The organism is Zestosphaera sp., from assembly GCA_038727705.1.
In the GTDB taxonomy this organism is placed as follows: domain Archaea; phylum Thermoproteota; class Thermoprotei_A; order Sulfolobales; family NBVN01; genus Zestomicrobium.
In genome coordinates this window covers 1-12,968 of sequence record JAVYVJ010000001.1, presented here as the reverse complement: position 1 = coordinate 12,968, position 12,968 = coordinate 1, and the positions used below count along the sequence as shown (strand labels likewise).

The 12,968-nt window shown below is 56.6% G+C and carries 19 protein-coding genes; 3 read left to right on the top strand and 16 right to left on the bottom strand.

Annotated features, from left to right (window positions below):
• Positions 1 to 262 precede the first annotated feature (262 nt).
• From QW772_00095 to amrS, 7 genes are all read right to left on the bottom strand, one after another.
• Complete coding sequence (locus QW772_00095; protein ID MEM0037326.1) at positions 263 to 928, bottom strand: DUF655 domain-containing protein; 666 nt, start codon at positions 926 to 928, stop codon at positions 263 to 265.
• Positions 929 to 951: 23 nt separating this feature from the next.
• Positions 952 to 1,278, bottom strand: a complete 327-nt coding sequence (locus QW772_00090) for a hypothetical protein (protein MEM0037325.1) — start codon at positions 1,276 to 1,278, stop codon at positions 952 to 954.
• A 5-nt stretch (positions 1,279 to 1,283) separates the two neighbouring features.
• Positions 1,284 to 1,583 carry a 50S ribosomal protein L21e gene (locus QW772_00085; protein ID MEM0037324.1) on the bottom strand — a complete coding sequence of 100 codons (300 nt, stop codon included), beginning with the start codon at positions 1,581 to 1,583 and terminating at the stop codon, positions 1,284 to 1,286.
• An 81-nt stretch (positions 1,584 to 1,664) separates the two neighbouring features.
• Positions 1,665 to 2,546: a hypothetical protein gene (locus tag QW772_00080; protein MEM0037323.1), complete on the bottom strand. Its 882-nt coding sequence runs from the start codon at positions 2,544 to 2,546 to the stop codon at positions 1,665 to 1,667.
• Positions 2,547 to 2,552: 6 nt separating this feature from the next.
• Entirely contained in the window at positions 2,553 to 3,266 is a 714-nt protein-coding gene (locus tag QW772_00075; protein ID MEM0037322.1) for an acetate--CoA ligase family protein, read from the bottom strand.
• Between the two features lie 132 nt (positions 3,267 to 3,398).
• On the bottom strand, positions 3,399 to 4,214 hold the full coding sequence (locus QW772_00070; GenBank protein MEM0037321.1) for an ATP/GTP-binding protein: 816 nt from the start codon (positions 4,212 to 4,214) through the stop codon (positions 3,399 to 3,401).
• Positions 4,215 to 4,266: 52 nt separating this feature from the next.
• On the bottom strand, positions 4,267 to 5,343 hold the full coding sequence (gene amrS / locus QW772_00065; protein MEM0037320.1) for an AmmeMemoRadiSam system radical SAM enzyme: 1,077 nt from the start codon (positions 5,341 to 5,343) through the stop codon (positions 4,267 to 4,269).
• A 147-nt stretch (positions 5,344 to 5,490) separates the two neighbouring features.
• Here amrS and QW772_00060 point away from each other — a divergent pair, with 147 nt between their 5' ends.
• The gene (locus QW772_00060; GenBank protein ID MEM0037319.1) at positions 5,491 to 5,799 is read left to right on the top strand and encodes a hypothetical protein; all 309 of its coding nucleotides are present in this window, start codon (positions 5,491 to 5,493) and stop codon (positions 5,797 to 5,799) included.
• Complete coding sequence (locus QW772_00055; GenBank protein ID MEM0037318.1) at positions 5,792 to 6,544, top strand: geranylgeranylglyceryl/heptaprenylglyceryl phosphate synthase; 753 nt, start codon at positions 5,792 to 5,794, stop codon at positions 6,542 to 6,544. Before QW772_00060 ends, QW772_00055 begins: the two co-directional genes overlap by 8 nt.
• A gap of 11 nt (positions 6,545 to 6,555) precedes the next feature.
• Here QW772_00055 and QW772_00050 read toward each other — a convergent pair whose 3' ends face one another.
• From QW772_00050 to QW772_00020, 7 genes are all read right to left on the bottom strand, one after another.
• Positions 6,556 to 8,094, bottom strand: coding sequence for an ATPase, T2SS/T4P/T4SS family (locus tag QW772_00050; GenBank protein MEM0037317.1), 1,539 nt, complete (start codon positions 8,092 to 8,094; stop codon positions 6,556 to 6,558).
• Between the two features lie 53 nt (positions 8,095 to 8,147).
• Positions 8,148 to 8,396: a hypothetical protein gene (locus QW772_00045; protein MEM0037316.1), complete on the bottom strand. Its 249-nt coding sequence runs from the start codon at positions 8,394 to 8,396 to the stop codon at positions 8,148 to 8,150.
• Between the two features lie 110 nt (positions 8,397 to 8,506).
• Entirely contained in the window at positions 8,507 to 9,313 is an 807-nt protein-coding gene (locus QW772_00040) for a hypothetical protein (protein ID MEM0037315.1), read from the bottom strand.
• Positions 9,310 to 9,636, bottom strand: a complete 327-nt coding sequence (locus tag QW772_00035) for a hypothetical protein (protein MEM0037314.1) — start codon at positions 9,634 to 9,636, stop codon at positions 9,310 to 9,312. Before QW772_00035 ends, QW772_00040 begins: the two co-directional genes overlap by 4 nt.
• Positions 9,637 to 9,676: 40 nt before the next feature.
• Positions 9,677 to 10,030: an Sjogren's syndrome/scleroderma autoantigen 1 family protein gene (locus QW772_00030; protein MEM0037313.1), complete on the bottom strand. Its 354-nt coding sequence runs from the start codon at positions 10,028 to 10,030 to the stop codon at positions 9,677 to 9,679.
• Between the two features lie 45 nt (positions 10,031 to 10,075).
• Positions 10,076 to 11,437: a tRNA(Ile)(2)-agmatinylcytidine synthase gene (locus tag QW772_00025; protein MEM0037312.1), complete on the bottom strand. Its 1,362-nt coding sequence runs from the start codon at positions 11,435 to 11,437 to the stop codon at positions 10,076 to 10,078.
• Positions 11,430 to 11,687 carry an Lrp/AsnC ligand binding domain-containing protein gene (locus QW772_00020; GenBank protein MEM0037311.1) on the bottom strand — a complete coding sequence of 86 codons (258 nt, stop codon included), beginning with the start codon at positions 11,685 to 11,687 and terminating at the stop codon, positions 11,430 to 11,432. The genes QW772_00025 and QW772_00020 overlap by 8 nt, the downstream gene beginning before the upstream one ends.
• Positions 11,688 to 11,769: 82 nt before the next feature.
• Here QW772_00020 and QW772_00015 point away from each other — a divergent pair, with 82 nt between their 5' ends.
• On the top strand, positions 11,770 to 12,306 hold the full coding sequence (locus QW772_00015) for a DUF367 family protein (GenBank protein MEM0037310.1): 537 nt from the start codon (positions 11,770 to 11,772) through the stop codon (positions 12,304 to 12,306).
• 44 nt (positions 12,307 to 12,350) lie between these two features.
• On the opposite strand, the gene QW772_00010 is transcribed toward QW772_00015, so the two are convergent.
• Entirely contained in the window at positions 12,351 to 12,671 is a 321-nt protein-coding gene (locus QW772_00010; protein MEM0037309.1) for a transcriptional regulator, read from the bottom strand.
• Between the two features lie 97 nt (positions 12,672 to 12,768).
• A partial coding sequence (locus QW772_00005; GenBank protein ID MEM0037308.1) for a zinc ribbon domain-containing protein occupies positions 12,769 to 12,968 on the bottom strand: 200 nt, incomplete at its 5' end.

Here is a 12,968-nt window from a genome sequence, read left to right as displayed (position 1 = left end):
GGGTATCATCAGTTAAAACTCTGCGTGTTCAGTTCTAATCGAGGGGCTTCATCAAGCAAATGCGTCGCGGACGCCGCTGGATTTCCACGCCGGGTGACTTCAGCCCTGCGCGGGCAAATCATCCCTCATACCTTTCGAGCCTCATCACCTGCGAGAAGAGGGCCGGGCACTCCAGCGCTACATCATACTCCAGCGTAAGGGAATTTAAATCTTCTCGGAATTGGCTGGCCCACGTGGTGACTGGCAGCGGGCCGCGTGCCCGTTACTCGTAGCCCAGCATGCTGTAGATCCTGTGGAGGTAGCCGAGCACTATAGCGTCCTTCACGCCTGGAGGTGGGTCTGTGAAGAGGTATATCCTCTCCTCACCCTTAATTTCCTTGATAAGCCTCTCAGTTACCAGCGCGACTGGGTCCGGTATCTTGACCCTGCTCTGGATGTCTTGGAAGGTCTCGAAGGGTTTCTTCCTCTCCTCCAGTATTGTCCACATGGTTTTCTTGCCTATGCCCGGTATCAGCTCGAGCGAGTGCAGCTTTATGGTGACGGGTGCCGCTATGTTGAAGAACGTCACGAAAACCTTCTCCAAATCTTTGACGGCGGACTTAATTGCCTCCGGGAGGTATGACTTAGCTACTGAGGTCAGGTCGTCGTACCGAATCGGATCCCCCCACACATACCCGACCTTATCCCTCAGCTCACGGAATCTGAAGCTGACGCAGACCTTCTCCCCTTGGGAGACCCACATGCCTGGCTTAGGGTGGAACTCTATCAAAGTGAAGTACGTTGATCCCACCGCCTGAGCCAACGGTTTGTTCTTGTGTGATGGGTGGTGGGTGTCCAGCGGATTACCGCTGGGCATGAAGTCGAGGACTATGGCGAACTCCTCCCTCACCACCCTCTTATCCCCACTGGAGGGAGTCCTAGAACTCATGAAGCATCTCCTTCTATCAACACTTACTCCGTGCAGTAGGTGGTGACTGTGTTTAGCACCTCCTCCAGAAATCCAGCCTCCAGCGTCCTGCCCTCAAAATTCAGGAGTATTTTAAGGGTCTCCGAATCCTTAGGAACTACGTTGGCTATGATCACCGCCGTTATCTCGCTTAAGCCCATCTCCCTCAACTTCTCAGCCAGCTCATCACCGCGTCGGCACTTGTTGAACCTGCGTAGGTAATCGAGAACGCGCATCTCTATACTCTCAAGCTCGATACCCTTCCCAGTCAAGCCCTCCAGTATCTTCTGGACCTCGGCGTGCGCGGCATTCCTTGAGGAGAGAAGCCTCATCTACCTCACGCACTGGCCAGTCTTAAATGCTCAGGGTATGTGATGAGGGTCTTCCTCTTATCGCCTAGGTGTAGCTCAACTATGTAGGCCCTCCCCCTCTTCCCAATCACCACACCGACCTTGCCTATGTACCTCCTATGCGGTAGGGCGTCGTGGATCGCTGGGTTAGGCGTTATGTAGACCTTATCACCTACCTTATACTCCTTCAGAACCTGGCTCAGCGGAGGGATCGCCCCCCTCTCCCTCACGTTCTTCCTCAGCAACTTCCTCGTCCTGTGCCTGTACCCGTGGGATGTCCTCACCATCAACCACACCTAGGTTAATATAAGCTGGTCTTCCTTAAAAAGCTAAGCCAAACGCGTGCCTGATTCAGTTGTGGAGGATCCTCAGGTCCGCGTGCCCTCCTCGACCCCCAGCTCACCGTAGTATATCTTCAGGTCCTCTAAAGTCAATCTCTTCGTGTTTTTGATCTTCTTCTCAACCTCCTGCTTCTTCCTGTTCAGGACTTCCTCCTCCCTACTCCTCCTCGAGTTGGTCCTGTGCTTCCTCAACTCCTCCTGCAGGGCGCGGAGCTCGCCGACCTTAGAGCCTATCTCCGTGAATAGATTATCCAGCCTCGCCTTAATCTCCGCCGAAGTCTTGATGGATTCGTCAAACCTCTTCTTGAGGGCGTCGCGCTCGCCCTTCAGCCGGGCCTCCCTCTCCCTGAGGGCATTTATCTTATCCGTGAGCTCGGCCACCCTCTTGTTGAGGTCCTCCAGGATTATCCTAAGGCTCTGGTACTCAGCCCTTATCGCGTTGTACTCCTCCTTAAGCTTCCTGGACTCTATGGCTTTAGCCAGCTCGTCCTCAAGCCTGGCTATCTCCCTGACGAGCCTGTTCTCAACCTCCATCGGAAGTGATTCAGTTATTATTCTCCACTCAAGCCTTTCTATCTCCTCCCTGATCCTGGCTAGGGAGTGGGGGCCACCCTCCCTAAAGTTATTCATACTCTCCCTTATGCTCGTCAGCCTGCCTCTGACTTCCCTCAATCGGTTGATGGTCTCCCTTCTTTGCGATATTAACGCGTCTCTGTTCTCTCTGAGCTTGCTCTTGACCTCCCTCACCTTCTCCAGCTCGCCTCTGACGTTAGCTAACTTATTCCTGAGTTCAGCCCTCTCCTCACGCAGAGTCCTTAGCTTCTCGATTAGCTCGAGCCTCTCACTCTTTAGTCTCTTTACCTCCTCCCTTACCTCATCTATCCTCCTGACGATCTCGTCTACACTCAACTAAAACTACCTTATGAGGATCCTCACATCCGCTACCTTAGCCCCCATGCCAGCCTCGAAAACCATCACAGGGTTGAGGTCAACGTCGGTGACTGACTCCTGATCCTCCATGAATTTGGCGAGCTTCATTATTATGTCAACTATGGCTTCCTTGTCCCTAGGCGGGGTCCCCCTGTAGCCGTCGAGGATCTTAGCGGCTTTAATCTCGGTGAGCATGGTCTCAGCATCGTATCTGGTCAGCGGCGTTATCCTGAAGCTCACGTCCTTGAGGACCTCAACAAATATCCCTCCAAGGCCGAACAGCAGTACAGGGCCGAAGGTCGGGTCCCTCGTAGCGCCCACAATGACCTCAAGGCTTGAGGGCACCATCTCCTGCACTAAGACCCCTGCAACCCTCGCCTCAGGCGCTTTAGCCTTAACGCTGTGCATTATGCCGTCGAAGGCCCTGAGGACCTCCTCCCTCGAGCCGAGATTCAGTTTGACGCCGCCCACATCGGACTTATGCACTATGTCCGGACTGACTATCTTCAGAACTACCGGGTACCCTATCTCCTCAGCCAGCCTAACGGCCTCCCCAGCAGAGCGAGCGAGCCCGAACTTAGGGGCTGGGAAGCCGTACCGAGCTAAAGCCTCGTATGCCTCATGCTCCAATAACTTAGACCTTCCCTCACTCCTCGCCTTACCGATCAAACCCTCCACATACTCCTTAACGCTACCCATACCGGTAAACCCTAGATATAGGTGAAACGAATTTAAAAAGCTATAGGTCCCTGAAGCGATGTGGAGCGAGCGCGTTAAGGCGGGCTTTAACCGGTGCCTAGCACCGACCACCACGAGCCTGGAGGGACTGCTTCAATCCCTGCTCGGCCCCTCACTGTACTCCTCCGTCACGAAATCCTCCCCACCCGCCAGAACCCTCTGGAAGGAGGCGTACGCCTCGTCCATACCCCACATCTCCTTAGACGACACTAGGACGACCTCCCTGAAGACCTCCCTGAAGATGTTGCAGAGCTCCTCACCGACCTCCGGACTTATGAAGAGGGAGTCGCTGCCAGCCGTAACGCAGCTGTACTCCTCGTCGAGGAGCTGGAGTGCGTGGAGCCTGACGCTCAACTCAGGGGGTTCCTTAAGCCCCTGCACGCTCGTCACCAAGTCCATCTTATTCAAGACTAGAACCATTGGGAGCCTCAACCTAAACATAGTGGAGAGTGCGAGGAGCAGTGCCGAATAGCTTGAATGAGGGGTTGAGGCGAGGTGTGAGTCAATCATGAAAGCCACGAGCGACTTGCAGCCCTTAGTGAGCTCCTTAAGGAGTAAGGGCCCTAACCTCCTGAAAGCCACTATCTCCAGCTGCCCTGGAAGGTCTATGAGGACGTAGTTCCCCCTCACCTCGTCGACCTCCCTCCTCAAGTCCCCAACGTAGTTGACCAGGTAGTCGACGCTGAGCACTAGCGCGCCGTTAGGCCCTAGACCGTACTTAGTCATGAAGTCGCGGGTGGTGATGTAGTTCCTCACGTCAACGTCCGGAACGTATGGGAGGGACTCAGCAGCGGGGTCCAGGTTGACCTTAACCACGTCCAGCCCATTAGCCTCCATCCACTGAGCCGCAGCCGAGACGAAGGTTGACTTACCCGAGCCCGCGGGCCCTGCGACGATGATGAAGTACATGACGCACCCCCATTATGGTTCGCTACCGCTTAATTAAGGCAACGAGCGGTAGCTACCTCCAGAAACCCCTCCCCCGCTTCAGGCCACCGACGACGTTGATCCTGAACCCACAGCTAGGGCACGTGTTACCCTCCCCAAGCCTCCATTCACTAACGTAGAAGCCGTACCTACGTATGAGGAGCTCACCGCAGTTGGGGCAGTACGTGTTCTCGAGCGGGTGTCCAGGCACGTTGCCGACGTAGACGTACCTAAGCCCCTCACCCTTAGCCACCTCAGCAAGCTTCTCGAGAACCCTGACAGGGGTTTCAGGGAGGTGCGCCATCTTATAGTGGGGATAGAATCGAAGCAGGTGGAACGGCACGTCAGTCCCCAGAACGTCGATGACCCCCCTAACTAATTTTCTGAGGTCCTCAACGCTGTCGCCGTGCTTGGGGACCACCAGGTCCGTCACCTCCACGAACACCCCCCTACTCTTCATGAGGGCTAGGGTGTTGAAGACGGGTTCGGGGTCCGGGACCCCCATGAACTTCCTGTAGAAGTCCTTGCTACCGTTGCCCTTAAAATCAACGGTCGCGGCGTCTAAGAACCTCGAGAGCTCCTCCATGGCCTCCACAGTCATGTAACCGTTAGTCACCATGGTGTTGAACAGCCCTCTCTTCCTAGCCAACGAGGCCACGTCCATCATGTATTCGAAGAAAATGGTCGGCTCGTTGTAGGTGTAGCTTATGCCGTCGGAACCCCCTCTGACGGCCTCATCGACCAGGTCCTCCGGGGTGATGAACTCCCCGAACACATCCCCCCTCCTCGACTGACTCAAGGTCCAGTTCTGACAAAACATGCACATGAAGTTACATCCCGCGGTCGAGATTGAGAGAACTTGAGAGCCTGGGTGGAAGTGCGTGAGCGGTTTCTTCTCTATAGGGTCTAGATTGACTGCGGTGAGGAGGCCGTAGACCAACGTGTAGAGGGTCCCTCCACCGTTGTACCTAACGCCGCAGGCTCCGTAACCGCCCTCGCTTATAGGGCATCTCTTGTAACACAAACTGCAGACCACCTTACCGTCGCCGACCCCAACCCAATGCCTGGCAACCCTGACCCAGGGCTTGCGTAGATCGGGCGCTCCACCCATAATCAGGCCCCTTAACCCTCACTCATAGACTAGGGTTTCACAATTAATAAGGGGCGCTCAGAGCCTGCGGGGCCCCACCATGGCTGAGGACGTCTACATCGATCGCAACTTATAAGACCTGTGAGTCTAGTGTGTATTGGTGGTTGTGTGGGAAGAAGGAGCAGGAAGCGGTATAAGGTGTTCAGACCCCCGCAGAAGACGCTGCCTAGGGTCTTCCAATGCCCTGCCTGCGGGTCCATCACCATAATCGTCGATGTCGAGCCCTACGTCAACGACTCCGGCGAGGAGAAGAAGCGAGCGCTAATTAAGTGCATGAACCCGAAGTGCGGCCTGAGGGCCGAGCTGCAGGAGCTGCCATCGATTTTCGAGGCCGTTGACGCGTACTCCAAGTTCCTGGACCTCTACGGCAGTGAGGAGCTCAGGACGTGGTTCGAGAAGGGGGAGGCTGTTGAGTGAGCGTGGGTGCTGGGTCGACTCCTACCTCAGGGGTAAGGTGAGCTCCGGGGAGAAGATACACTTCACGCTGCTGGACCCCGATAAAATAGGCGATTTAAACAATGCCGACAGGCTTGCGGAGGCCATGGTGTCTGAGGGGACTGACGCCTTCCTGGTAGGGGGTTCGATAGGGGTGTCCGAGAGGGATGTGGACGCGTTGGTGACCAGCCTCAAGAAGTGGGGTCTGCCGGTGATACTGTTCCCGGGCAACGTATCTGGAATCTCTAAGCACGCCGACGCCATACTCTTCATGTCCCTCATGAACTCCGACGACCCCTACTTCATAATAGGTGCTCAAGTGCTTGGAGCGCCTGTAGTCGCCAAGTACGGAATCGAGGTACTGCCAACTGGGTACGTTATAGTGGGGTACGGCGGCGCGGCCGGGTATGTGGGTAGGGCTAGGCCAATACCCTACGAGAGACCGGAGTTAGGCGTCGCCTACGTCCTGGCAGCCAGGTTCCTAGGCATGAGGTACGTGTACCTGGAGGCGGGCTCAGGAGCTCCTGAGCCCATACCCCCCAAGTTCGTGAGGGCCGCGTCCAGGGTTAAGGGCGAGTCAGTGCTCATCGTGGGTGGTGGGATAAGGAACTACGAGCAGGCGAGGGACGCGGTAGGCTCAGGCGCCGACGCAGTCGTGACGGGAACGGCTGTCGAGGAGAACGCGGAGAGGGCTAAGGAGATAGTGAGGGCGGTTAAGAAGAGGTAGTGACTCAGACTTCAAACCAGCTTAAGAGATATAACCACCCCGTACTTCCTCTCTATGCTGGATAACCTTCTTTTGAGCTTGCGTGCGGACCTAGCCTCCTCCCTCGGCACTGTGACCGTTACCACGCCCCCGTCGAACGTCACCTCAGCCGACGGGAGTAGCGTTAGTATGGCCTTCCTGACAGCCGCCTCCAAGCCCTCCCCAACAACGTGCTTCACCGGGACGACCACAGTCTGCTCGCCGAAGGTGTACATCTCATACTCCAGCTGACCACTGAGGAAGTCCCTGACCTCAATGACGGGTCTCGCTAGGTCGGCCTCCCGCAGGCCTGTAGGGAGTTTGACGCTCATACTGACGTCGTAGACCTTACGCACCTCACCCTCCTCCAGGAAGAGGACTGTGTCAACAACCGACGGGATCATCCCCAGATCTATCCTTCCTATGAACCTCTGCAGCGCGTCTATAGGTGATGTGGCGTGAACCACTCCGATCATGCCTATGCCCGCAAGCCTTAAGTCGACGTAGAGCTTGAAGTCGTTGTCCGTGCGCAGTTCGTCGAACACCGTGTAGTCAGGTCTTGAGAGCAGGAGTATGTCGTGGAGCTCGTCCGGGGTTGCGTAGGTCTTAGAGTACTGGGTTACTTCGGGCGGGAGATGCATGTCCCTAGGAGACTCTATGGTCTTGACCACCTTACTCTTCCTCTTGTAGTATTCGGCCAGAGCCTGGGCGAAGGTGGTCTTACCCATTCCGGGGGCACCGGCTATCAGAATGCCTTCAGCCTTCTCCTCAAGCCTCCTCATGAGCTTTTCAGCCAGCGTGTAGTCCTCCAGCTTAGGCCTTACGAGAGGCCTCACCGCAGTTATCTCCCAACCGTCGCTCATGGGGGGTCTAGCTATTATTATCCTGTACACGCTCATCTGGATTATTATCGAGTTAGGCCTCTCGATCTCTATGACCGCGTCAGGGTCCGTGCGGGCCACTTCGAGGATCTCATCAGCTATCGCCTCAACCTCCTCCCTAGATAGGGGGGTCTCCGAAAGCTGGACTAGCCGCCACCTACCCGGCCTGCCTTGCTTGGCGTGCGGGGGAGCGCCTTCCTTCAGGTGGACGGACATGGTTCCGTCGCTGAAGAACTTCTCGAGAGTGGTTAGGCGGCTTCTAGGGGGCTCCACGTAGAGGACATTAACTCCGAGGGCTTCGCTAGCCAGTTGCTGGGTCTTGGAGGACGTCACCAGCGTGACGCCGGCCTCAAGCGCGTACCACCTGATCAAGGCGTCTACATCGTCAGCCCTCCTGCCGCTGCTGACCACATCAACCGGCATCCCCTTCGAGGCGCACGCAGCCCTGACGAACCTCATCTCCTCAAGCCCTAAAACGCCGAGGGACTTGCCGTTCTTGGCCAGCGACTCGAAGTAGTCTATGAGTTCCTTAAGTAGGACCAGCCTGCCTTGAACCCTCCCATCCCTAACCAGCATCTTAAGAACTCCATTAGTTATGACGCTCGCGTCAGGCACGTACGTAACTTCACCGATCTCCCTCACATCATGCACCGACTATACTACGCTCTAAACAACTTATAACGACGTGGGCCGCAGGAGGCGTGTTAAGGCATGACTATAGCTACCGCTAGGAACGCTACCCCGAGCCCCAACATTATCAGAGAGAACTCCTTCATCCTCATGCTGAAGAGGAGCTTCCCCAGCTTCACCATGCCGTATATCGCATACCCTATGGCGACCAGGGCTATCATGACTACACCCACGATCGCCAGTATGGTCGTCAGGCTGCTGGAGCCCAGGCTCTGAAGGGGGGTGAAGAGATCATTCAACACGTTGAGCACTTCAACACCCAACTACCTCACCGATATACTCCTCAATACCACGTGATTTCTTAAAAAGGGTCAGCTTCTTTAAGTGGGGTTGCGGCGGCGGTCTCGAAGGCATCATCGGCTCCGGGGGTGGGTCAACGCCGGAAGAACTTGCGTGACTTGAGCATCGTATGGGTTAGCTCAGGGTGATTAAGGGATATCTCAGACACCAACTCCTTGATCAGGGCGTAAGCCCTGCACACCCCCTCATCGCCGACCCTTACGGACTCGCTGGCCAGCCTCAGAACCCCGTATACGTACGCAAGAGCCATCACGTCCACCCTCTGCACGGTGCAGAAGGGGCAGACCACCGGAGTCCCTCCAATAGTTAGCCCGCTGAGGTCGGCGGGCGCAGCCCCACTCGATCCAAAGATCACGTACTCCATTAACGCCTCATCAAGGTCCGTCAAAGTGTAGGGTAGAAGGATCGCCTGAGCCCCCTGAAGTACCTGGGAGCCACTGAGGCCCTCAAGCACCCCCACAGAGTTCGTTATTGACTCACCGGTCGAGCACCTGCATTCAGCGCTCAACCCACCTAGTTCACGGTAGTGAACGTTACCCCCAACGGTCAGGGCGTTGGAGGCTAACTCACGCACGGCGCTCAACACCCCACGGGGGGCGACAACCCCTACACGTCCGTTAAACCTCGCCTCAATCTTCGAGAGCAGGCAGGTTAAGACCGCGCCCTCCACAACCCTGTCGGGCGGTATGTAGACCGTTATGAAGGGCTCCCTGCCGAGCCTTACCCTCCCCGAGAAGCTGTGTTTTATGCGGCTGGTGAGGGACTCCTCCAGGCAGCGGCTGCACAGCCTCTCGCCGGAGCTATGCCTGTAGTAGAAAGCCCCCCTCCTCCCGCACACACTGCAAGCGATTTCCGGCATGGCCTCAACCCCGGATGTCACGGAAGCTCCTTCAGCAACATCATGACCTTAGCCATGACCTCGTCGTACACGGCCTCGTTAACCCCTTCACTCACGATGGACATCACCTCGATGACGTCCTTATCCAGCTCGAATGACCCTTCAACCAGCATCTCGTAGACCTTGCTGAAATACGTGCTCAGCGAACGCGGGTCTATGAGGCCACCCAACCACATGTTGAGTGCGTAACCAACTAGGTGTAGGAGGAAGGCGTTCACGTATGCCGGCCCCCTCGCCTCAGCCACGTTCTCTAAAACGCCGGCCAGCTCTGGCACTGAAGGCAGGTGCTTAGTCATGATGCCCACACCGCATCCGTAGAACGTGGAGGGGCGCGTGGTTTCGGGCTCATGGCCTCCTCATTCTCCTTATCCTCTCCAATATGTCCAGCAAGTATATGACGTCCTTTAACTCGCTCGAGTTCAGGCCCTCCTCCTTGGCCAGGGCGTTGATGTACGTATTTAACTTCCTCGCAATAACCTTCTCAAACTCCCTCAAAACCGCCGAGGTGACAGCCTCCACAGCCTCGTCCTCGCTCTTAACTATCTTCACCGCCCCGTGGACCGGGCAAACCACCTCCCCGCTCCTCAGCCTGAACAGAGGCAGGCCGCAGAGCGGGCATGTCTGCTCAAGCATTACAGCGCCGGACCTCATTAAGTCACTCATCCGCTTGACGACATCACCCCTGTCATCCGAGCTCACGTCAATCACCCCCAACACTTAAGAACTTGTGGAACGGAATAAATCCTACATGCCTTGCGTGGTGAAGTGAATCCACCCACGCACTAAGGGCTTGCCGCAGTTGCCTGCCCTGCCAACCCTCGCCTCAGGCATGACTAAGTGCTTGACCGCGCGATCCACGGGTCTGTAGGCCCTCACCGCCAGATCCCGACCCACCTTAACAGCCTCCCTGCTGAGGTCCGCTGACCTATACCCGCATTTAATGCATTTCCAGCCCTTCCCGCTACCTGAGGACTTCATCCTGCGGCCGCAGGCCGGGCACAGCGGGTTCCTGCGAACCTCCGTAATCAGGTCTAGAACCTCCAGGAGATCTGAGTGGATGACCAAGCCACGTCCTTCCCAATACTTACTACCACCGCACACCCTGATTAAGTCGCCGGCGAGCAGCTTCCTCGCAACGTCGCTCAACCCGGTCTCCTTGAAGAAAACCGCCCACACAACGCCATCGCCGTCCTGCCCGCCGAGCTTAAGCAGCACGTCGCCCCCCGGAAGCGTCAGCGGCTTGCCGGTCACTATCGCCCTCACACAACCCGTCTGGTAGGGTCTGAACGACTTAACGCTTCTCTCCACGTGGTGCGCGTTAACGGCCTGGTTAGTCTTGTAGATGACCCACCCCTCGTAATCCTCACATATCCTCAGCTTGTTGAAGGCGTTTAAGACCTGCTCAGGGTCCTCACCCCTCACACCTAGGAGGACGGGGTTAGGGCCTGAAGGCGTGATGAGGGGTTTCCCACTAACGTGGTCGTAGTTGAGGAAGGTCGAGTCACGGAACTCTGCGTCAACGGCCTTAACAGAGGCTGCGTCAACGCACCTCTCCCTCAAGTAGTTCCCTCTAGACCTGTAAGCTATTAACTCGTAGGTGCACGTTCCCAGACATCTTGAAGCCCCTATAGCTGCCAGCGCGCCGACCAGGCCCCTCGAATACCCAAGAGGCGTCTCCAGCGAATCACCTAACTCCTCAACAACCCCCAGCACGTAGTCCTTATGTACGTAATCACTTAAAGCCTTAACGTAGAGCCTCCCAAGCGAGTCGGGGATCCCCCCATAGAGGAGGGCGAGGCCGGGTTCGACGCCCGCGTTCCGGACCTCCGGGAGGTAGTTGCGGAACTCCCCCAGGATCAAATCCCTCAGCGCTGGGATGCTGTCCTCCCTCAACTTAACCGAGAAGGAGAGCGAGGCATTCCCCCTGGTTTTGAAAGGGATTACGGGGTTCAGCCTCACCAGGCGTGGATAGTCCGTGAAAACGACTTGAGGTAGTTCCTCAACGATTCTTCTCAAAATCCTGAAGGTCAGATGCGTCGTGCATCCCTGAAAATCCGTGTCTGTGTCGTCTAGCCCTACATGAACCTCCCTAAGACCCTCACCCACCCTTCTTAGTGACCTCCTTACCCTCCACGACTATCATGGTTAGGGTGGATCTGACGTTGGAGATCTTCCTGACCTTGCTCGAGATTACCTCCTTGAGGGCCTCCGTCGTCGGGGCTTTTATCTTCACGACTATGTCGTACACGCCGTACACTATGTAGGCCTCGTAGACCCCCTCTATCTTGAGCAACTCGCTCATCACTTCCTCCTCAGTCCCTATGTTCGTGTTTATCAGGACTATGGCCTCGGGCACCTAGCTATCACCAAGATTAACTACCATGATGAGAATATAAACTTAATTGCTGCTAAACGGTTGAGGGTTACGGTCGGGAGTGGTGGTCAGGCCCCCAAGAATATACGTGGTCAGGCTCGGTGGCGACGATCCAAAACTATCGACTGCGTTGAAGCTCGTCAGGCTGGGTTACGCTGAGAGAGCGCACCTCGGCAGCCTGCCGGCACGCTCTCTAATACTCAACCCCTACAGCAACAGGATCCTCAGCCCGGAGGACTCGGCAATCATATCCAGGAACGGCCTCACAGTCCTGGACACGTCGTGGAATTCTAGGCTGGAGGCCCTCAGGGGGCTGGCTGGAAGAAGGTCCTGCGAGCAGAGGGTTCTGCCCGTCCTGAAGGCCGGGAACCCCATTAACTTCGGCCTCCTGACCAAGCTAAGCAGCGCTGAGGCAGTTGCTGCAGCCTTATACATCACCGGCTTCAAAGACCTCGCGCTAGAGGTCCTGAGCAAGTTTAAGTGGGGGCCCACGTTCTACGAGCTCAACAAGAATTACCTCGAGAGATACTCCAGGGCTGCCTCGAGGGAGGAGGTCCTAGAGATACAGGCTGAGGTCCTGAGAGCCCATGGCATCGGGTAGGGCTGGGGGCCACGCCCCCTAGCGTTGGGTAGATGAGGCCGTGATCACTTCCTCACTATCTTGAATGCGGGCGGGTTTATTCTCTGCGATCTGCATTTAGGGCATTTGCTCGGCTTCCTAGGCTCCTCCAGCCCTTTAAACACGTAGCCGCACGACCTGCAGGTGGGGGGCACCATCGCCAGGTAGTAGGAGCCCCCGTATGCCCTCTTCAGGGTCTTGGCGACGTGCTTCAAGTGCTCGTAGACCTCGCCCGGCGTGACCCTCAGCCCGAGTTCGGATATTATGTCTTCCGCAGTCAGCGGCCCCTCACTCCTGAGGAGTAGATTCAGAATCCTCTCCCTAGTGGTTAACTCAACACCGCCCACCGGCTTCAACCACCCCCCAGCGGTCGTGATTCCCCGCCGCTTGGGCGCTGGTCCCTGAGCGGCAACTCATTAGCGAACCACACCACCGTTTCCCGCTCTAGGTTTTTGTAGGCTCTCCTAGGGCGGGTTGTGCCTCAACCCTGCGGTTCACCGTGGTCACTGACCACTCTACGCAGGGGTCATGGGCACCGTTCGAGCCCAACGGCACGGGGCTCACATTTAGCTTCAGAGCTATGTTCCATGCTCCTATTACGTCTCTGTCATGGGTGAAACCGCACCTCGTGCACTTCACGAACC